Origin of the sequence: Metabacillus sp. B2-18, from assembly GCF_021117275.1 — a bacterium.
Taxonomy (GTDB): domain Bacteria; phylum Bacillota; class Bacilli; order Bacillales; family Bacillaceae; genus Metabacillus.
In genome coordinates this window covers 1,954,566-1,975,681 of sequence record NZ_CP088245.1, presented here as the reverse complement: position 1 = coordinate 1,975,681, position 21,116 = coordinate 1,954,566, and the positions used below count along the sequence as shown (strand labels likewise).

Annotated in this window: 19 protein-coding genes; all 19 read right to left on the bottom strand. The window is 35.5% G+C overall.

The annotated features are described in order from the left end of the window. Positions 1 to 7: 7 nt before the first annotated feature. On the bottom strand, positions 8 to 286 hold the full coding sequence (locus LPC09_RS09905; protein WP_098796335.1) for a DUF503 domain-containing protein: 279 nt from the start codon (positions 284 to 286) through the stop codon (positions 8 to 10). Next, positions 283 to 2,445: a translation initiation factor IF-2 gene (gene infB / locus LPC09_RS09900; RefSeq protein ID WP_098796334.1), complete on the bottom strand. Its 2,163-nt coding sequence runs from the start codon at positions 2,443 to 2,445 to the stop codon at positions 283 to 285. The genes LPC09_RS09905 and infB overlap by 4 nt, the downstream gene beginning before the upstream one ends. Before the next feature lie 19 nt (positions 2,446 to 2,464). Continuing rightward, a complete protein-coding gene (locus tag LPC09_RS09895; protein ID WP_098796333.1) occupies positions 2,465 to 2,770 on the bottom strand; it encodes a YlxQ family RNA-binding protein in 306 nt (101 codons plus the stop codon). Positions 2,771 to 2,774: 4 nt separating this feature from the next. Further along, the gene (rnpM, locus tag LPC09_RS09890; RefSeq protein ID WP_098796332.1) at positions 2,775 to 3,047 is read right to left on the bottom strand and encodes an RNase P modulator RnpM; all 273 of its coding nucleotides are present in this window, start codon (positions 3,045 to 3,047) and stop codon (positions 2,775 to 2,777) included. 13 nt (positions 3,048 to 3,060) lie between these two features. After that, complete coding sequence (nusA, locus tag LPC09_RS09885; protein ID WP_231309482.1) at positions 3,061 to 4,194, bottom strand: transcription termination factor NusA; 1,134 nt, start codon at positions 4,192 to 4,194, stop codon at positions 3,061 to 3,063. Positions 4,195 to 4,329: 135 nt separating this feature from the next. After that, the gene (gene rimP / locus LPC09_RS09880) at positions 4,330 to 4,800 is read right to left on the bottom strand and encodes a ribosome maturation factor RimP (protein ID WP_231309481.1); all 471 of its coding nucleotides are present in this window, start codon (positions 4,798 to 4,800) and stop codon (positions 4,330 to 4,332) included. Positions 4,801 to 5,197: 397 nt separating this feature from the next. Beyond that, positions 5,198 to 9,511: a PolC-type DNA polymerase III gene (locus LPC09_RS09875; protein ID WP_231309480.1), complete on the bottom strand. Its 4,314-nt coding sequence runs from the start codon at positions 9,509 to 9,511 to the stop codon at positions 5,198 to 5,200. A gap of 167 nt (positions 9,512 to 9,678) precedes the next feature. Next, a complete protein-coding gene (locus LPC09_RS09870) occupies positions 9,679 to 11,382 on the bottom strand; it encodes a proline--tRNA ligase (protein WP_231309479.1) in 1,704 nt (567 codons plus the stop codon). Positions 11,383 to 11,413: 31 nt separating this feature from the next. Continuing rightward, complete coding sequence (gene rseP, locus LPC09_RS09865; RefSeq protein WP_098796327.1) at positions 11,414 to 12,673, bottom strand: RIP metalloprotease RseP; 1,260 nt, start codon at positions 12,671 to 12,673, stop codon at positions 11,414 to 11,416. 15 nt (positions 12,674 to 12,688) lie between these two features. Continuing rightward, positions 12,689 to 13,840, bottom strand: a complete 1,152-nt coding sequence (gene dxr / locus LPC09_RS09860) for a 1-deoxy-D-xylulose-5-phosphate reductoisomerase (RefSeq protein ID WP_098796326.1) — start codon at positions 13,838 to 13,840, stop codon at positions 12,689 to 12,691. Between the two features lie 73 nt (positions 13,841 to 13,913). Continuing rightward, positions 13,914 to 14,705, bottom strand: a complete 792-nt coding sequence (locus LPC09_RS09855) for a phosphatidate cytidylyltransferase (protein ID WP_098796325.1) — start codon at positions 14,703 to 14,705, stop codon at positions 13,914 to 13,916. Between the two features lie 17 nt (positions 14,706 to 14,722). Continuing rightward, on the bottom strand, positions 14,723 to 15,502 hold the full coding sequence (locus LPC09_RS09850; RefSeq protein WP_098796324.1) for an undecaprenyl pyrophosphate synthase: 780 nt from the start codon (positions 15,500 to 15,502) through the stop codon (positions 14,723 to 14,725). Positions 15,503 to 15,786: 284 nt separating this feature from the next. After that, positions 15,787 to 16,308 (bottom strand): ribosome recycling factor, encoded by a 522-nt coding sequence (frr, locus tag LPC09_RS09845; protein ID WP_373995113.1) that lies wholly within the window; start codon positions 16,306 to 16,308, stop codon positions 15,787 to 15,789. 38 nt (positions 16,309 to 16,346) lie between these two features. Then, a complete protein-coding gene (gene pyrH, locus LPC09_RS09840) occupies positions 16,347 to 17,069 on the bottom strand; it encodes a UMP kinase (protein ID WP_098796322.1) in 723 nt (240 codons plus the stop codon). Positions 17,070 to 17,342: 273 nt separating this feature from the next. Then, positions 17,343 to 18,224, bottom strand: coding sequence for a translation elongation factor Ts (gene tsf, locus LPC09_RS09835; protein WP_098796321.1), 882 nt, complete (start codon positions 18,222 to 18,224; stop codon positions 17,343 to 17,345). A 213-nt stretch (positions 18,225 to 18,437) separates the two neighbouring features. Continuing rightward, positions 18,438 to 19,139: a 30S ribosomal protein S2 gene (rpsB, locus tag LPC09_RS09830; protein ID WP_066337690.1), complete on the bottom strand. Its 702-nt coding sequence runs from the start codon at positions 19,137 to 19,139 to the stop codon at positions 18,438 to 18,440. Positions 19,140 to 19,373: 234 nt separating this feature from the next. Beyond that, entirely contained in the window at positions 19,374 to 19,892 is a 519-nt protein-coding gene (locus tag LPC09_RS09825) for a hypothetical protein (RefSeq protein ID WP_098796320.1), read from the bottom strand. Positions 19,893 to 19,904: 12 nt separating this feature from the next. Further along, entirely contained in the window at positions 19,905 to 20,207 is a 303-nt protein-coding gene (locus LPC09_RS09820) for a hypothetical protein (RefSeq protein ID WP_098796319.1), read from the bottom strand. A 95-nt stretch (positions 20,208 to 20,302) separates the two neighbouring features. Next, complete coding sequence (locus tag LPC09_RS09815) at positions 20,303 to 21,070, bottom strand: FliA/WhiG family RNA polymerase sigma factor (protein ID WP_098796318.1); 768 nt, start codon at positions 21,068 to 21,070, stop codon at positions 20,303 to 20,305. Positions 21,071 to 21,116: the final 46 nt, after the last annotated feature.

Sequence of the window (21,116 nt, the reverse complement as noted above, 5' to 3'; positions counted from 1 at the left end):
TCTTCACTTAAAACCATTCAAACGTTGTAACTGTTCTTTCTATTTCAGGAAACGAATCAATAAAGCTTAGTACATGATTTAATTCCTTTTCTGTTGAAACCTTAGAGGACGTAATGGCAACAATACCAAACTTTGTATGCTGCCATGTGTCCTGAAATTCAATTTCCGAAATAGAAACATTGTACTTTTGTTTGATTCTTGTTAAAACTCGTTGTAAAACAGCTCGTTTCTCTTTTAATGACTGTGTATCGTAAATCATACATTCACAATCAACGTATCCGATCATTTACGTTCGATTTCCTCCATCACATACGCTTCAATAATGTCGCCTTCTTTAACATCATTGTAGTTTTTAATTGTGATTCCACATTCATAGTTTCGTGCAACTTCTTTTACATCATCTTTAAATCGTTTCAGTGTATCAATCTCACCTTCGAAGATAACAATTCCATCTCGAATTAAGCGGATACCACTATCACGGGTAATTTTACCTTCCGTTACATAACAACCAGCAATTGTCCCAATTTTAGATACTTTGAAAGTTGTGCGGACTTCAACTTGACCGATGACTTTTTCTTCAAATTCAGGATCAAGCATACCTTTCATTGCTGATTCAATTTCTTCAATTACTTTATAGATGATACGGTGTAAACGGATATCTACTTCTTCAACGTCAGCTGTTTTCTTAGCACCAGCATCTGGACGAACGTTAAAACCAATAACAATTGCATTAGATGCTGCAGCTAAAATAATATCAGACTCCGTAATTGCCCCTACACCTGTATGGATAATTTTAACACGAACACCTTCAACATCAATTTTTTGTAAAGCAGCAGCTAGAGCCTCAACAGAACCTTGTACATCAGCTTTTACAATTAAATTGATATCTTTGATATCCCCTTGCTTAATTTGTTCAAATAGATCATCCAGGCTAAGCTTAGAGCCTTCGCTTCTTTGTTCATCAAGCTTCTTCTGAGCTCTAGCTTCTCCTACTTGACGTGCAGACTTTTCATCTTCAAATACCATAAACTGATCTCCTGCAAGAGGAACATCATTTAAGCCTGTTATCTCAACAGGAGTAGAAGGAGCCGCGTCTTTAACTCGACGTCCAAGATCATTAACCATTGCACGAACACGTCCAAATGTATTTCCTACAACGATTGGATCTCCCACGCGTAATGTACCATTTTGAACAAGAAGTGTTGCAACTGATCCACGACCTTTATCAAGTTGTGCCTCAATTACAGTTCCTGTTGCACGACGATTAGGATTCGCTTTTAATTCTTCAACTTCTGTAACTAATAATATCATTTCTAGAAGATCATCAATACCATCACCTGTTAAAGCAGAAACAGGTACAAAGATAGTATCTCCACCCCAAGCCTCTGGTACTAGACCATGTTCTGTTAATTCTTGCATCACACGATCTGGATTAGCTGTTGGTTTATCAACTTTGTTAACAGCAACGATAATCGGTACTTCTGCTGCTTTTGCATGGTTAATGGCTTCAATTGTTTGTGGCATAACACCATCATCAGCAGCAACAACTAAAATCGTAATGTCTGTAACCTGTGCTCCACGTGCACGCATTGTTGTAAAAGCGGCATGTCCTGGAGTATCAAGGAAGGTAATCTTTTGATCATTTGCAACAATTTGGTACGCACCAATATGTTGCGTAATTCCTCCAGCTTCACCTTCCGTTACTTTTGTATTACGAATAGAATCAAGTAACGTAGTTTTACCATGGTCAACGTGTCCCATAATTGTAACAACAGCAGGACGAATTGTTAGATCTTCTTCACGGTCTTCTTCTTCGTATTTTTCAAATTCCGTTTTTTCGAATACAATTTCTTCCTCTACTTCAACACCATATTCACCAGCAATTAGCTCAATTGAATCCTTGTCAAGCTCTTGATTAATTGTAGCCATCGTTCCTAGCATTAAAAGCTTCTTAATGATTTCAGAAGGTTCTTTTCCTAGCTCAGATGCTAATTCACCTACAGATAAGCTTCCTGAGAACGTAATTTTTTCAGGTAGCTCTTTTTTTGGCTTAGGTTGCTGTACAGGTCCTTTGTTGTTGTTTCTTTTATTATTGTTTTTCTTACCTTTATTGTTATTAAAAGATTTGTTATTAGCTTGATTTTGCTTTTTATTATCGCGATTTTGATTATTAGGAGCTTGCTTGTTATTTGAAGGTTTTGGTTGTTCGTTATTTGGTTTATTCTTTGTATTATCCACTTGTTTCCCCGGTTTCTTTGTTGATTCATTATTTGTTTCTTCAACATTATTGCTTTTATATTTTTGATCGAGTTTTGTAATAACATGATCCTCAATTGTTGACATATGATTGTTAACTTCAACATTCATTTCTTGTAACGTAGAAATAATGTCTTTGCTTGATACATTTGTCTGTTTTGCATATTCATATACTCTCATTTTTGTCATACGTTCACCCCCAAGAATATTAATCGAGCAAGGTTTTTAACTTTGCAGCAAAGCCTGCATCATTTATCGCTACAACAACTCTCGCTTCTTTCCCAATTGCTTGACCTAACTGGTAGCGATCTTCAACCATTTTAAAGGGGACCTGATAAAACTTACATTTATCTGTTACCTTTTTCATTGTATTAGCGGATGCATCTTGTGAAAGAAGAACTAACTTAGCACGTTGTTGTCTTACTTCCTTAACAACAAGTTCCTCTCCAGAAATAACTTTTCGTGCTCGATTTGCTAAGCCCAATAAGGACGTCCATTGTTGCTGCTTACTCATCTATTTATTGCTTCTCCTTCTCAGCCAGTTGAAGTAACTCTTCATAAACACCTTCATCAATATTAGATTTCAAGTGATTGGCAAGAATATTTTTCTTTTTTGCTAAAAGAATGCATTCTTTATCAAGAGTAATATATGCCCCTCGTCCATTTTTTTTACCGGTTAAGTCGACAGAAACATCGCCTTCCTTTGACCGGACAACTCGGACAAGTTCTTTTTTTGTCTTCATCTCTCCTGTTGCAACACATTTACGCAAAGGAATTTTACGATTGTTCATGTGATTTCACCTCTTATTCACTAAACTCAGGGTCTTGTACACTTGTTAAAAGCGGTTCATCATCAACATCAACTTCATCAATGTCTGTTTTTTGAACAGGATAAATACCAGCTTTTTCTGCATCTGTTTCACTCTTGATGTCAATTTTCCAGCCAGTTAATTTTGCAGCCAAACGGGCATTTTGACCACGTTTACCAATTGCTAACGATAGTTGGTAATCTGGGACAATGACAGTTGTAGCTTTTTCTTCTTCATCAACTAAGACCTCAACTACCTTTGAAGGACTAAGTGCATTCGCAACAAATTCAATTGGATCTTGCGACCATCTAACGATGTCAATTTTTTCACCCTTTAATTCGTTAACAATTGCCTGTACACGCTGACCCTTTGGTCCCACACATGACCCAACCGGATCAACTTCTGAATTATCAGAGTGAACAGAGATTTTTGAACGATCTCCTGCTTCACGAGAAACTGATTTTATCTCAACTGTTCCGTCATAGATCTCTGGAACCTCAATTTCAAATAATCTCTTTAAAAGGCCTGGATGTGTACGAGATACAAAAATTTGTGGACCTTTTGTTGTTTTTTCTACTTTAGTAATAAATACTTTAATTCGATCGTGTGGACGGTATGTTTCATTAGGCATTTGTTCACTAACAGGAAGTAAAGCCTCAATTTTACCTAGGCTAACATAAATGAATTTTGAATCTATTCTTTGTACAATTCCTGTCATAATATCTTCTTCACGGTCGATAAACTCACCGTATATAACGCCACGCTCAGCTTCACGTACACGTTGTGTAACAACTTGCTTTGCTGTTTGTGCTGCAATTCTTCCAAAATCTTTAGGCGTTACTTCCATTTCAATAACATCATTAACCACATAGTTTGGGTTAATACTTTGAGCTTCACCAATTGATATTTCTAGTCTTGGGTCATATACCTCATCAACTACATCTTTACGAGCGAAAACTTTCATTGTACCTGTTTCGCGATTTAAATCTACTCGCACATTTTGAGCTTGATTGAAGTTTCGCTTATATGCAGAAATTAGTGCCGCTTCAATTGCTTCAATAATTACTTCTTTACTAATGCCCTTTTCCTTCTCTAAAATTGTTAAGGCATCTAATAATTCACTACTCATTTTAACGGCTCCCCCTTAAAAAATAAGCTACATGGAAATGTGTTGTGTACCATTCTTTTCATTAACGAAAGTCAACAAAGAAGAATTTCCACAATTAGTAAAACAGTCATTTGGAGATATAAGTTTAAAAGTTAGCTAAAAGGTAACGGCTAATCTAGCTTTTGCCACTTTATCATACGGAATCTCAATTTGTTTTTTTCTAGTTTTAATGGTAACAGTAACGAAAAGAGTTTGACCGTCAAAATCAGTTAAAACACCCTCAAAAACTTTTTCACCATTAGTTGGTTCATATGTTTTGATATGAACTTGCTTGCCGAGTGCCTTTTTTATATCCGCTTCTTTTTTTAATGGTCTCTCTGCACCTGGTGAGGAAACCTCTAAAAAGTAATTATGCTGAATAGGATCTAAAGCATCGAGTTTTTCACTTAATCTTTCACTTACTACTCCACATTCTTCAATATCAATGCCTGTCTCAGAATCAATAAATAATCGTAGAAACCAATTAGAGCCTTCTTTAACATATTCAATATCAACTAATTCAAGGTTCATATCCTCTAAAATTGGTGTTACTAATTGTTCAACGATTTCTGTTACTTTTTTGCTCATTCTCTTCCTCCTTGTAAGAAAAGCGCAATGCTCCTGCCCTTTAGGCATCAAGCATAAGTCAATGGTGAAAATAAGTTATTTTTTAGATAATGAACTTCTTCTTCAAAATGAACATCCCCTCATCCAAGACTACACACGGAGCTAAGCGCTCTAGCTTAACCTGAACAGAAGCAGTTTGACACCTTTAGCTGTTGAAAAACCCTGCCTTTTGAGCAGGGAATGGTATGTAGTATAACTATCCGAATGACGAGGGCGATTACAATACGAAAGAGTGGGTGATTACCCCACTCTTTTCCTCTGCTTATCGTTAGCATTTCCACTAAAAGCATAACATAACCGTGTTTTTTATGCAAATTTATCCTCTGAAGGAATAAAAGATTAAAAAAGAAAAGAATCTTTAAAAAAGAGATAATTGGTTTTGATCTGGTAATTCATCCAAACAACCATGATTAGTAAGGTATTCGATAATTGTTTTAGACACCTTACCTCTTTGCTGTAAATCTTCTTTTGATAAAAACTCTCCTTCTTCTCTAGCTTTAACTATGTTAATCGCAGCATTCGTTCCAAGCCCTGGTATTGAATTAAAAGGTGGAATTAGTGTATTACCATCAATTAGAAACTCATCAGCACTAGAACGATAAAGATCTACCTTTTGGAATGCAAATCCTCTTTCACACATTTCTAAGGATAATTCTAAAACAGTAAGAAGGTTTTTTTCTTTTGGTGATGCATCTAAGCCTTTTAAGTTAATTTCATCTATTTTTGCTTTAATAGATGCTGACCCTTTAACCATTGTATCAATATCGAAATCATCTGCACGAACAGTAAAGTATGCAGCGTAATATAATAGAGGAAGATGAACTTTGAAATAAGCAATACGTACCGCCATTAAAACATATGCAGCAGCATGGGCCTTAGGGAACATATATTTGATCTTTAAGCAAGAATTAATATACCAACCCGGCACTTCTTGTTTTTTCATTTCCTCCATCATTTCATCTGTTAAGCCTTTACCCTTTCGAACAGATTCCATGATCTTAAATGCAAAAGAAGGATCTAATCCTTGATAGATCAGGTATACCATAATATCATCACGACAACCGATTACTTCACTCAATGTACAAGTCTTATTGTGGATAAGTTCCTGTGCATTTCCAAGCCAAACGTCTGTACCATGCGATAGACCAGAAATTTGAACAAGCTCAGAAAAAGTTGTCGGTTTTGTATCTTCTAACATTTGGCGAACAAATCGTGTACCGAATTCAGGAATCCCAAGTGTTCCTGTTTTACACATTATTTGATCTTCTGTTACTCCTAATGATTCAGTTCCACTAAATATCTTCATAACCTCTGGATCATCGGTTGGAATTGTTTTAGGATCAATTCCACTTAAATCTTGTAGCATACGGATGACCGTTGGATCATCGTGTCCAAGAATATCAAGTTTTAATAAGTTATCGTGAATTGAATGAAAGTCAAAATGAGTAGTTCGCCATTCAGATCCAGTTGCATCAGCTGGAAATTGAATTGGTGAGAAATCAAAGATATCCATGTAGTCAGGTACTACGATAATACCACCCGGGTGCTGACCGGTTGTTCTCTTTACACCTGTACACCCTTGTACAAGACGGTCAACCTCAGCTCCTCTATAAATGATATTGCGGTCATTCGCATAACCTTTTACATATCCGTAAGCCGTCTTTTCTGCAACTGTACCTATTGTTCCTGCACGGAAAACATTATCTTCTCCGAACAACACCTTTGTATAGTTGTGTGCTGTAGGTTGATATTCACCGGAGAAATTCAAATCGATATCAGGAACTTTATCACCTTTAAATCCCAAGAACGTTTCAAAAGGTATATCATGTCCATCTTTCGTATACTGTGCTCCACACTTTGGACATTCTTTATTTGGCAAATCGAATCCAGACCCAACTGATCCATCATTAAAAAACTCAGAGTGCCTGCAATCAGGGCATACATAATGTGGCGGAAGAGGATTAACCTCTGTAATCTCCGTCATTGTCGCAACAAAAGAAGATCCTACGGAACCACGTGAACCTACAAGATATCCATCATCGAGTGATTTTTTAACAAGTTTATGTGAAATCAAGTATATAACAGCGAACCCATGTCCGATAATACTTTTTAATTCCTTTTCCAAACGTGCTTCAACAAGTTCCGGTAGATTTTCACCATAAATACTTCTCGCCATTGAATAACTCATTTCCCGTATTTCATCATCTGCACCTTCAATTTTTGGTGTATATAGATCATCTTTGATTGGTTTAACATCTTCAATCATATCTGCTACTTTGTTTGTATTTTCTACTACAATTTCTTTCGCCTTTTCTGTGCCAAGAAATGAAAAAGCATTTAGCATTTCATCTGTTGTTCGAAAATGAACATCCGGTAGCTCATGGCGGTTTAATGGATTGGCTCCTCCTTGAGAACTAACCAATATTTTGCGATAAATTTTATCAACAGGATTAAGATAATGAACATTCCCCGTTGCCACGACAGGTTTATTTAATTTTTCACCCAGCTTCACAATATTCGTTACAATTTCCTGTAGCGCATTATTATCTTTTATATAATCCAGTGTAATTAGGTGTTGATAAACTTCTAAAGGATGAACTTCTAAATAATCATAAAATGCAGCGATCTCCTCAACTTCCTCAGGTGATTTTTGCATCATTCCTTCAAACACTTCTCCCTTATCACAGGCTGAGCCAATAATAAGACCTTCACGGTGTTTATTAAGCTGTGAACGCGGAATTCGTGGAACCCGATAAAAATAGTTAATATGCGAGATTGAAACTAATTTAAATAGATTTTTTAACCCTGTTTCATTTTGAGCAAGAATCGTTGCATGATATGGACGAGAACGCTGGTAGGCATTTCCTTTTCCCATATTTTCATTAAATTGATCATGATATTCGATTTCTTGTTCAGCAGCATCTTTTAACATTTTAATAAGCAAGAATCCTGTTGCTTCCGCATCATAAATAGCACGGTGGTGCTGTGTTAACTCAATATCAAACTTTTTACAAAGAGTGTTCAATCGGTGGTTTTTCATTTCAGGATATAGAAATCTACCTAACTCTAATGTATCAATAACAGGATTTTTTGCTTTTTCCTCACCTAGAAGTTTTTTATACCCAACATTTAAAAAACCCATATCAAAGCTCGCGTTGTGCGCAACTAAAATGTCGTCCCCAATCCATTCTTTAAATTTCCTTAATACTACGTCTACATTAGGGGCATCCCTTACCATATCGTCCGTAATACCAGTTAAATCAATTGTTGTAGCTGATAGTGGATGGTGTGGGTTAGCAAAGGATTCAAAGCGATCAACAATTTCACCATCACGAATCTTAACAGCGGCAAGCTCAATAATAGTATCGTAAACTGCAGAAAGCCCTGTTGTTTCTACATCAAACACAACATAGGTTTCATCTGACAGTAAACGATGTTCAGAATTGTAGGCAATCGGAACTCCATCATCTACTAAGTTGACTTCTACACCAAACAACACTTTGATTCCATTCTTTTTCCCTGCAGAATATGCCTCCGGAAAAGATTGTGCAACAGCATGATCTGTTAGAGCTATCGCTTTATGACCCCATTTCTTCGCTTGCTCAATATATTTGCTTACTGAAGTGACAGCATCCATTTGACTCATCGGTGAATGTAAATGTAATTCGACTCGTTTTTCATCTTCAGGGGCAGTATCTTGTCTTTCTCTTGGTGCAACTTCATTGATATCATTTGCAATCATAACAAGATCTCGGACAAAGGTGTCATTTTGGATACTACCTCTTACTTTAAGCCACATACCTTTCTTTACAGCTTGTACCAATACTGCATCTTCTTTATCTCTCGCAAACATTTTTACTAGTATCGAGCTTGTATAATCAGTAATTTTAAATGTTAATAATGTTCTCCCACTTCGTAATTCTCTTGTTTCAGCATCAAAAACATACCCCTGTAATGCTACTCTTCTTTCTTCATCCTCAATGGAAGCCATTGTACGAATTTCTTCATCATCTTTAATTGTATAACCGATTGTTAATGGGCCGGAAAGTTCAGGCTGAATTGAATCCTCTTTTTCTGCATTTTCCATGTCGGTTAACGCTTGGAAACCTCTTGCTTTATCTTCTTGAAGCTTTTGCTCTTGGAATTGTTTAATTTCTTCTTCTGTTACCGCTACAGTTGTATCCATTTGAAAAGTTGGAAACCCAAACTGCTGAAAGCTTTCTTGAATAAGAGAAGCATATTTTCTTTTTATTGTCATTGCTTCTGTATCGTTTTTTGTTTTTACGATTACCTTTAGCCCTTGAAGGGTTGGCTTCTGCTCATTTAGTAAAGCAAGCATCGGAGGTGAAATACCATCCATCTCTTGAATACAAATTGACCAATAATCTTGTACTAACTTTTCATCAAAAGCTTGGTCTCTTGCTTCAAATGTAAAAGATACATCTGCAATATGTGAAAAAGCCTTTGATAGTTTTGTTTTAAATAAATGGTACACATCAAAGGGTAGAATCTTATCAAATTGAAAATGAAAATGCCATTTTTTCAATTGCTTATGAACGGTTAATCTAGCAATCGAACCGTTTCTAAAATGAACAACGGCTGCATCTTCTGTTAAATTTATTTGCTGGAGCAGGAGTTGAAATCGCTCAATTTGGTTGTTTAACATGTCCATGACCTTTATATCCCCTCTCCCAGAATCATGAATATTATTTTTTTCACAATTGAAGAGGCTGCCCCATCATTAGACAATTCAAAAGAAAATTGTCTAAATTTATCGAGTCAGCCTCTTCTTCTCATTTTATTATTTTAACATGGTTTTGTCTTTGCAGTAACAATTTTTTAGTTACCAAGTATTTGTTTTACTTTACCTTCCAGTTCATCAACTGAAACTTCAAAAGACTCACCTGTTTTACGAATTTTAACTTCTACAATTCCTTCTTCAGCCTTTTTACCAACTGTTACACGAACTGGTAAGCCAATTAAATCGGAATCAGCAAATTTAACCCCTGCTCGTTCTTGACGATCATCAAGAAGAACTTCATAACCAAGGTCAGTAAATATATTGTATAGCTTTTCACCTAATTCTTTTTGAGCATCATTTTTCACATTAATAGGAATCACATGAAGTTGAAATGGTGCTAACGCTTCAGGCCAAACAATTCCATTTTCGTCATTATTCTGCTCGATAACAGCAGCTAATGTTCTAGAGACTCCAATGCCATAGCAGCCCATAATCATTGGTTGCGTTCGGCCATTTTCATCAAGGAATGTAGCATTCATCGCTTCACTATATCTTGTTCCCAATTTAAAAACATGACCAACTTCTATACCTTTTGCAAATTTAATAATGCCTTCACCATCAGGAGAAAGATCACCTTCTTGTATAAAACGCAAATCAGCATATTGAGTAACAGATGCATCTCGTTCTAAATTAACTCCTGTATAGTGGAATGCTTCTTCATTAGCACCGCATACTCCATTTACTATAGCTGCAACAGCATGGTCTGCAATGACTTCAACATCCTCTGTAACATGAATTGGACCTACATAACCTGGAACACAATTTATTGCTTCTTTAGTTTCCTCGGCTGTTGCTAATTCAACTACTGAAGCAGAATATAAGTTTTTCACTTTAATATCATTTACTTCGTGGTCTCCACGAACAAGAACGAGCACAAACTTTTCATCTACTTTAAATAGAACTGACTTGATACAATTTTCTTTTGAGATATTTAAAAATGAAGATATTTCTTCTATTGTTTTTTGATTTGGTGTTTCTATTTTTTCTAATGACTGCTGCTCTTCCGAACTCTTTTCATATGTTGAAATAACCGGGGCCATTTCAATGTTTGCTGCATATTGGGATGTATCTGAATATGCAATTGTATCTTCACCAATCTCTGAAAGAACCATAAATTCGTGAGTGTCGGTTCCACCCATCGCACCTGAGTCTGCAATAACAGCTCTAAAATCTAAGCCACAGCGTGTGAAGATATTTTGATAAGCTGTAAACATTTTATTATAGCCCTCATCCAAGCTCTCGTTTGTTGCGTGAAAGGTATATGCATCTTTCATAATGAATTCACGCCCTCGTAAAACACCAAATCTTGGACGTTTCTCATCGCGGAATTTAGTTTGAATTTGGTACAAACCAAGTGGGAGACGTTTGTATGACTTCACTTCATCACGAACAAGGCTTGTAATCATTTCTTCATGTGTTGCTCCTAGAGCAAATTCACGGTTATGACGATCCTTTAATCTCATTAATTCAGGGCCATAGGAATACCAACGACCGGATTCTTGCCAAAGCTCACTCTGTTGCAATGCAGGCATTAACAACTCTGAAGCTCCTGCTTTATTCATTTCCTCACGAACAATTTGTTCAATTTTCTTTAGTACTTTTTGTGCTAAAGGTAAGTAGCTATATACGCCACTTGTATTTTGTCTAATAAATCCAGCTCGTAGCATTAGCTGATGGCTTTTGACTTCAGCATCAGCCGGAACTTCTCTAAGAGTAGGAATAAACGTCATACTTTGTTTCATTTACGAGCACCTCTATTTTAATTAAACTTCTTTACAGAAATAAGCGTTGAATGTCGTTCCATGTAACAACAAGCATTAAGAGCATAAGTAATGAAAAACCAATAAAATGAACAATACCTTCCTTTTGGCGATCAATTGGCTTTCCTCTTAATGCCTCAATGAATAAAAATAATAAGCGACCACCATCTAAAGCTGGGATCGGCAACAAGTTAACTATTCCTAGATTAATACTTAGTAGTGCTGCCCATCTTAATAAATTAGTTGTCCCAGACTCGGCAACTTGATCTGTCATGTCATAAATACCAACCGGACCTGACAGCATATCAATTGAGAATTGTCCTGTTACAAGCTTTCCAAACCCGATTAAAATTTCTTTCGTCCACGTATACGTTTCAACAAAGCCATATTTGAACGAACTGCCGAATGACTTATCAACAGGATTATATGCACCAATCCGTCCAATGACAGTTTCACCAACTTTTGTTGCTGCAGGAACCACTTCTAAGCTTAACATTTCGCCATTACGTTCAACTTCAAATGTTAATTCTTTATCCGGATTTTCTTGAATGATTGATACTACTTCGCCCCATGAAGATGTTGATTCACCTTCAATAGAATGAATTTCATCTCCCTCTTGTAACCCCGCCTCATTTGCAGCACCATCAGAAGTCAATTTCCCTAATCTTGGTTCATCAACTGGTGCACCTTGAATAAAACCTAAGGAAACTAAAATAACAAAAGCAAGAAGAAAATTCATTAACGGACCAGCAAAGATAGCAGCAATCCTTTGACCTACAGTTTTTGATTGGAACTGTCGATTATAAGGAGCAATTTGTGTTTCTTGACCATCTACAATAAAATAAGATGTTTCACTCACATCAAATCTTTTAATAAAATCCTCTTCTCCGTGTTCATAGCCTGAGATAAACATGTTATGCTCAAGATCAACATTTTCTACCTCTATAACACGTGCTTGAGGGTATTTTTCTTTATTGTTAAGAATGATCTTTTCAACTTTGTCTTCCTTGTTAAATAATAATCCTACATTGTGTCCCGGTTTAACCTCGATAACCTCAGGATCTTCCCCAGCCATTCGTACGAATCCCCCAATAGGAAGGAGTCGAATCGTATATACTGTTTCATTCTTTTTAAATGATAAGATTTTCGGACCAAACCCTATAGCGAATTCGCGGCAAAGTATCCCAGCTCTATTTGCTAACATTAAATGACCTAGCTCATGAAAAAATACAAGAGCACCGAAAATAAGGACAAACGCTATCACTGTATTCATTTTGAATGACCACCTTTATGAGATTAATGTTTGTACAAAATTTCGCGTTAGTTGATCAACTTCTTGAATTTGCTCCAAATCTGGATGCGCGATGCTCTCATGCTTATCCATAGCTCTTTCAATTAAGTCTTCAATTTGAAGGAATTTTATCTTACCCTTCAAAAAAGCTTCAACTGCTTCTTCATTTGCAGCATTTAGTACAGTTGGCATTGTCCCACCTATTTTACCTGAATCAAAAGCATATTGTAAGCATTTGTACCTATCAAAGTTGATTTTTTCAAAATGAAGTTTACCATGTTCCCACAATTCAAGTCTTTTAGCATTTTCAAGCGGAAGTCTGTCAGGATAAGTTAATGCATATTGAATAGGAACTCTCATATCTGGTGTTCCTAATTGTGCAATCACACTACGATCGTGGAATTCCACTAAAGAATGTATAATACTTTCTTTATGTAACAGTACATCAATTTTTTGATAAGGAATATTAAATAACCAATGTGCCTCAATCACCTCAAGCCCTTTGTTCATCATAGTTGCAGAATCTATTGTAATTTTGGCACCCATTGACCAATTTGGATGATTTAAAGCCTGCTCTACTGTAACGTTTATCAATTCTTCTCTCGTTTTATCCCGAAAACTTCCACCAGATGCAGTTATGATTAGACGTTCTATATTTTTTGATTTTTCACCTTGTAAACATTGAAAAATCGCAGAATGTTCACTATCAACTGGTAACAAATCAACTTCGTGTTTCCTTGCATATTCTGTTACTAGATGACCTGCTGTTACGAGTGTTTCTTTATTAGCAATTGCAATTGTAATTTTGTTTTCAATTGCTTTTAACGTTGGAACAAGTCCTACACTACCAACAACTGCATTAACTAAACAATCAACATCATCAAAAATAGCCGCCTCTATTAATGCTTCTTGTCCGTAACCGATTTTTATTTTATCGATTTCAAGCTCAAGTTTCAATTTTTCATATGTTTCTTTATCTTGAACCGCAACAAATCGAGGGTGAAATTTTCTAATGATTTCAATTCCCGATTTTATATTTCTTCCAAAAGACATGGAAACTAACTCAAATTCATCAGGGTGTGCTTCTATTACTGATAAAGTTTGGATTCCTATCGAACCAGTAGCTCCAAGTAAACTTATTTTCTTCACAAAGTCACTTCCAATCAAAAAGAAATGCGTATTACTAATATCCACCATATTAATGTTATGGACTTAAACATTTTCAAAAAAGAATATTTAAAAAGTGAAGTAGAGGTAATACAAATAATAGGCTATCGAATCGATCTAAAATACCACCATGGCCCGGAAGAATTGAACCGGAATCCTTTACTTGATAATGACGTTTGAATGCAGATTCAACCAAGTCTCCAATTTGTCCAAAAACAGAGAGACAGATTGTCATAACCGTAATGATAAGGAAAGAATCTAAAACTCCTGTAAACATGTGGTACACCCAAGCGAAAATAACAGCAAATAAAACTCCACCCACTGCACCTTCTACTGTTTTATTCGGACTTATTTCAGGCCAAAGCTTGTTTTTCCCCATTGCCCGACCGACAAAATAAGCTCCTGAATCAGTTACCCATATTAAGAATAATGCATAAAATACTTCTGCCAATCCAGAATGCCTTGTTTCAATAAAAAAGTAAAAACCGATCCCAAGATAAAATACAGAAATTACAACAAAACCAACATCGTCAAATGTAAACTTATTTTTCGTAATAACCGTGTAAGTTAACAAAAATAACAAAGCTAGTAATGCTAATTCGGCCTTAGAAAAATTTATATCGTTTAATATTGTTATATAAGAATTTGGAATTAAAAGAACCCATAAAATTAATAAGCTAATTAATCCAGGAAAACTTACTAACGATATTTTTTTCATTCTTAACAATTCATACAATCCAATTGATGCTAGTAAATAAACAAATATTGTAAACGGAAGATTTCCGTATATAACAAATGGAAGAAAAACTGCTGCAGCTAATATTGCAGTTAGAATTCGTTGCTTCATTTAAAATTTCATCACCTTTATACGCCACCAAATCTGCGTCCTCTTTGTTGATATGTGTGTATTGCTTGTAAAAAACATTGTTCATTAAAATCAGGCCATAATACTTCAGTGAACCAAAATTCTGTATAGGCTAGTTGCCATAACATAAAATTGCTTAACCGGATTTCACCACTAGTACGTATTAATAGGTCAGGATCATCTAGTGATTGAGACATTAAATAATTGGAGAAAAGCGATTCATCAATTGAATTACCGTTTATTTTACCACTATCAATATCTTGAGCAATCTGTTGAACTGCAGTAATAATTTCAGCACGACTGCCATAATTCAAAGCAAAATTTAAAACAAGACCATCATTATCACTTGTTTCATTTATAGCCTTTTCAACAGCACTTAATGTATGCACCGGGAGTCTGTTTTTATCCCCCATAATGCGTACCTGTACATTTTCTTCAATAAGCTCAGGTAAATAAGTATTTAAAAATTCTTCAGGTAACTTCATTAAATAATCTACTTCTACCTTAGGGCGTTTCCAGTTTTCAGTTGAAAAAGCATACAAAGTAAGAGTTTTAACACCGAGTGAATTAGCTTGTTTCGTTATCTTTCTGACAACTTTCATGCCCTCATGATGTCCTGCTATCCGAGGTAAGGCACGTTTTTTTGCCCACCTTCCATTTCCATCCATAATAATGGCAATATGTTTTGGAATTTCTCCCTTTAAAATGTCCTCTTTACTTAACGTTTGTTCATTGGAAGGCCGAGGGTTTCCTTTCCATTTCTTTAATATGTTGAGCATGTGATTCCTCCATCACCCAATAATTCATGATCTCTTTCTACCATGATGACGTTAAACTATAAGAAAAACGTAAACGCCTTGCTCAGCCCCCCACAAGCATAAGAAACAAATGAATAGAAGAGACTCTTTGTCTTCAATTCATTTGTGGCTTATGACCTTAAGAGGCTATACGCTTCAGCTAGACACCAATATTAAGTAAAGATATCATATTCTCTTATCTTTAACAAAAAAACCCCCTGTAAACATTAGAGGGTCTTTCCATACCTATTGTACAGATTTTTCACTTAAACTTCCATGATTTCTTTTTCTTTATCTTTTGCAACTTGATCAACTTTCACAATATAATCATCTGTTAACTTTTGTACTTCTTCCGTGTTGCCACGTAATTCATCTTCAGTAATATCCCCGTTTTTTTCCAATTTCTTCAGGTCGTCATTACCATCACGTCTAATATTACGCACTGCAACTTTTGCTTCTTCTGCATATTTTTTAACTAACTTAACAAGTTCCTTACGTCTTTCCTCTGTTAGAGCAGGGATAGAAAGTCGAATAAGAGAACCATCATTTGAAGGTGTTAAACCCAAGTCAGATTTTAAAATAGCCTTTTCGATATCACCTAAAACAGTTTTATCATAAGGTTGGATAACTAAAAGTCTTGCTTCTGGCACACTAATAGATGCAAGTTGATTAACAGGTGTTGGAGCCCCATAATAGTCAACAGAAATTTTGTCTAATAAGTTTGCACTAGCACGTCCGGCTCTTACTGAAGCTAACTCACGAGTTAAAGAAGCAACAGCTTTTTCCATTTTTTCTTTTGTGTTTGCTAAAATTTGTTTAGCCAAGATTATTTCCCCCTTACAATTGTTCCGATATTTTCGCCAATCACGGCACGCTTAATATTACCTTCTTCCATAATTGAGAAGACAATTAATGGGATATCATTATCCATGCATAAAGAAGATGCAGTTGAATCCATTACAGCAAGACCTTCTTTAAGTACATCTAAGTATGAAAGAGTTTCATATTTAACAGCATCTTTGTCAATTCTAGGGTCGGCGTTATAAACACCATCCACATTGTTTTTCGCCATAAGAATAACATCTGCTTCAATTTCTGCAGCACGTAATGCCGCAGTCGTATCTGTAGAGAAATACGGATTTCCAGTACCAGCAGCAAAGATCACAACGCGTTTCTTTTCAAGGTGACGAATTGCTTTTCTTCTTATGTATGGCTCGGCAACCTGTCTCATTTCAATAGATGTTTGAACACGTGTTTGAATTCCCTGTGTTTCAAGGCTATCTTGTAAAGCAAGCGAGTTCATGACAGTTGCAAGCATTCCCATGTAGTCGGCGGTTGCACGGTCCATTCCCATTTCACTACCGATTTTGCCGCGCCAGATGTTTCCGCCTCCAACAACAACAGCTACTTCTACATCTAGTTCAGCAATTTCCTTCACTTGTTTAGCAATTGACTGAATAACTGAAGGATTTATTCCAAATCCATTATCACCCGCAAGTGCTTCACCACTTAATTTTAGTACAATACGTTGATATTTAGGTTTACTCATGATTACCTCCAACTCTCTGTTCCGCATGAATAAATACTAAGCTTTTTTCATGGATATTAATGTGTAACTAACATGAACTGATGTATTTACTCTCAATTCTATTTTATCCGTGTTATTCGGCTTAGATTCTTTTTAATCCTACATAGCTTTAGATAGGTCCCATCTCTCTAAAAAGAAGGGAACACATGCTGTGTTCCCTTTTTCCATTATAAGAAAAACATGTATCTGTACACAACGTCGATTATGAATACTTATTTGTGTACATATTAATACTTATTTTTTAACTTGACTCATAACTTCTTCAGCGAAGTTATCCTGGCGTTTTTCAATACCTTCTCCAACTTCATAGCGGATGAAAGTTTTTACAGTTGCACCTTTAGATTGAACAAATTCTTTAACTTTTTGATCTGGATTCTTAACAAAGCTTTGGTCAAGTAAACAGATGTCTTCAAAATATTTACCAAGACGACCTTCAACCATTTTTGCAACAATATTTTCTGGCTTACCTTCGTTTAGAGCTTGTTCAGTTAAGATTTTACGCTCATGCTCAGCTTCTTCAGCAGAAACTTGATCACGTGATACATACTTAGGATTTACAGCAGCTGCATGCATTGCCACATCTTTTGCAGCATCTGCATCTGTTGTACCTTCTAGTAATGTTAGAACGCCGATACGTCCTCCCATATGTAGGTATGCACCAAATGCATCATTGTCAGTTTTTGATAATACAGTAAAACGACGAAGAGTGATTTTTTCTCCGATTTTCGCAATTGCAGAATTGATGTAATCAGCAACAGTTGTGCCATTGCTCATTGTCTCAGATAAAGCTGCGTCTGCATCTGCAGGCTTCTTCTCAAGTAAGAAATCAGCTAAACCGTTAATTAACTCTTTGAAACCTTCGTTTTTCGCTACGAAATCAGTCTCAGAGTTTACTTCTAAGATTACTGCTTCATTACCGTTTACTTTAACTAATGTAGAACCTTCAGCAGCAATACGATCAGCCTTTTTAGCTGCTTTAGCAATGCCTTTTTCACGAAGATAGTCGATTGCTTGATCCATGTCTCCATTAGTTTCAGTTAACGCTTTTTTACAATCCATCATTCCAGCGCCTGTTTTTTCACGTAATTCTTTTACCATTTGTGCAGTTACTGCCATTACGGTATTCCTCCTTAAAGTCATATGGGTTTTTAAATGATTCTAACCATCCATTATTTTAAATAAGTGGATATGATAACAATAGGCAGTTTATTAAAGAGACCTAAGGTTTCTCCTTATGGTTTCCAAGATGCCCAGATTTAGTTATTTCTTATGTAACTTACTTTAAAAAAAGGTGATAAAAGGTCATTCCCCCTTATCACCTTTTGCACATTAAGCAGGTGTAGTTTCTTCACCTTGTTTAGATTCTAAAATTGCATCTGCAATTTTTGCAGTTAGAAGCTTAACAGCGCGGATTGCATCATCATTTGCAGGGATTACGTAATCAATTTCATCAGGATCACAGTTAGTATCAACGATACCTACGATCGGGATGTTTAATTTACGAGCTTCTGCAACAGCGATACGCTCTTTACGAGGATCAATAATGAATAATGCATCTGGTAATTGCTTCATGTCTTTAATTCCACCAAGGAATTTTTCAAGACGCTCAAGCTCTTTGTTAAGTTGTACTACTTCTTTCTTTGGTAGTACTTCAAAAGTGCCATCTTCTTGCATTCTTTGAATATCTTTTAAGCGCTTGATACGCTTTTGGATTGTTTCAAAGTTTGTTAATGTACCACCTAACCAACGTTGGTTTACAAAGTACATTCCAGAACGTTCTGCTTCTTCTTTAACTGAATCTTGTGCTTGTTTTTTTGTACCTACGAAAAGGATTGTACCACCTTCAGCTCCAAGTTCTTTAACGAATTTGTAAGCTTCTTCAACCTTTTTAACTGTTTTTTGAAGGTCGATGATGTAGATACCGTTACGCTCAGTGAAGATGTAACGTTTCATTTTTGGGTTCCAACGGCGTGTTTGGTGACCGAAGTGAACACCAGCTTCAAGCAATTGTTTCATAGAAATTACTGACATTAATTTGTTCCTCCTAATGGTTTTGATCTCCTCCGCTTATATCATCTCTAAGCATAACTGTTATCTTTAAGCATATAATATTATGATAAGGTTAACAGCACCAATACTTAAATCTATAAGCGTGTGTAATAACACCAAAAATTAATATACCATATTAACCTACCACATTCAAGAGTAAAGTAAAACTTCTTAACAATATTATTTGATTACTCATTAAACAACGCTTTGATTCAATTATAATTGACGAAATTTTAAAAGAAGCTCGATTTCTGTTTTACCAACATTCAACCGTTTCGCAATTTGTTCAATAGTATGTCCCTCTTTATAAAGATTTATAGCTTTTTCTTCAAAAGATGGATTTTTTTGTTGTTTAGGTTGATTAATTTCAACGATATCCTCCACTTGATCAACATTTAATAAGTAATCAGGAAGTTCATGTTTATCAACTTGTTTATCAGGTTTTTGTATTTCAACATGACTAGCTTTTTGATCTTGATTATTTGGATTAAAATGATGTTCTTCTTTTTTTTGAGGAATTGAATTAGATGTTTTCAATAACTTTTCAATAAGTCTGTCATTCTCATCCTTAATATCAATAAGAAAACTTGTCATAGAATTTTCTGTTTCTTCAAGTAACTGACGCTGTGTATCAGATATATTTTTTATTGTAGAGTATTTCATATAAAGAACAACGATAAAATAAAAAGCTACTACATGAAGTAGTAAACTTATCAAAAGTAATATAGTCGGCATAGGCATCCTCTCTTAACCAAAAAAATCAATTGTTTTCCCCTTATAGGGATGGTCAGGATTCTCCTCTTGTTTTTGTTCTTCTTTTTTCTTTTTCTTCTGATTATGATGTTGCTCTGATTGATCCTTTTTTAATTGTAACTTTTCACTTTCTTGATTTTCCTGAACCTGCGATCTTTTTAAGTCTACTTCCTTTTGTATAGAATGTGCAAGTTGATCATGATTAATCTGATTTCTTTGATTGAGCTGTTCTTGAATCTTCCCGGCATCATGTGTGCGAGGCAGAGCAATTTGCATTTCTATATTTTTTAAGCTCATATCGTCCTCACCTTTACGAAGCACAATACTGATGTTTGTTTGTAAAGTCTTGTTGGCTTACCTCATGATTGTACTAATGATTCATAACAAAAATATTAATGTATTACATTTTCTAATATTTTTCTTAATTTAAACAACGCTTTCGAATGAATTTGTGAGATTCTTGAAGTTGATAGGTTCATAACTTGACCAATTTCTGTTAAAGTTAATTCTTCTTTGTAAAAGAAGCTTATAACAAGCTGCTCTTTTTCACTTAATTGAGTGATAACTTCGGATAACTGACTGATTAATTCATCATTAATCATCTTTTCTTCCGGTGTTACCTGGTTATCATCTTTCACAGTAAACCCAATACTTTCGCCATCATCTTGATCAAACAATTGATCATCAATAGACAATACATTTGCAAAGAAACCTTCATTCATAACACCAATAACTTCATCTTCTGTTAAGCCAAGTTCATTTGCAATTTCTTTCGTGGAAATATTTCGCAAATGTTTTTGCTCTAATTTATCAATCGCCGCTTCTACTCGTTTAGCCTTTTCACGTGAACTTCGTGGTAGCCAGTCTTCTTTTCTTAGGCCATCTATGATTGCTCCTCGCACCCGGAAAGAAGCATACGTGTCGAACTTTAAATCACGATTTGGGTCAAATTTCTCTAATGCATCATATAACCCAAACAAGCCTAAGCTCATCAAATCGTCTTTATTTACATTCTTTGGAAGTCCAATAGAAATTCTTTGAACATGATAAGAAACAAGGGGCATATATTTCTTGATGAGCGCATCACCAGCATGAGAATCTCGTACATCTATCCATTTTTGCCAAATTACTTGTTCATCGGTTAGTGTCATTAGTGTCATTTTTATCCCCCTGATACAGATATGTTTCATTGAAAAGCAATTTTAT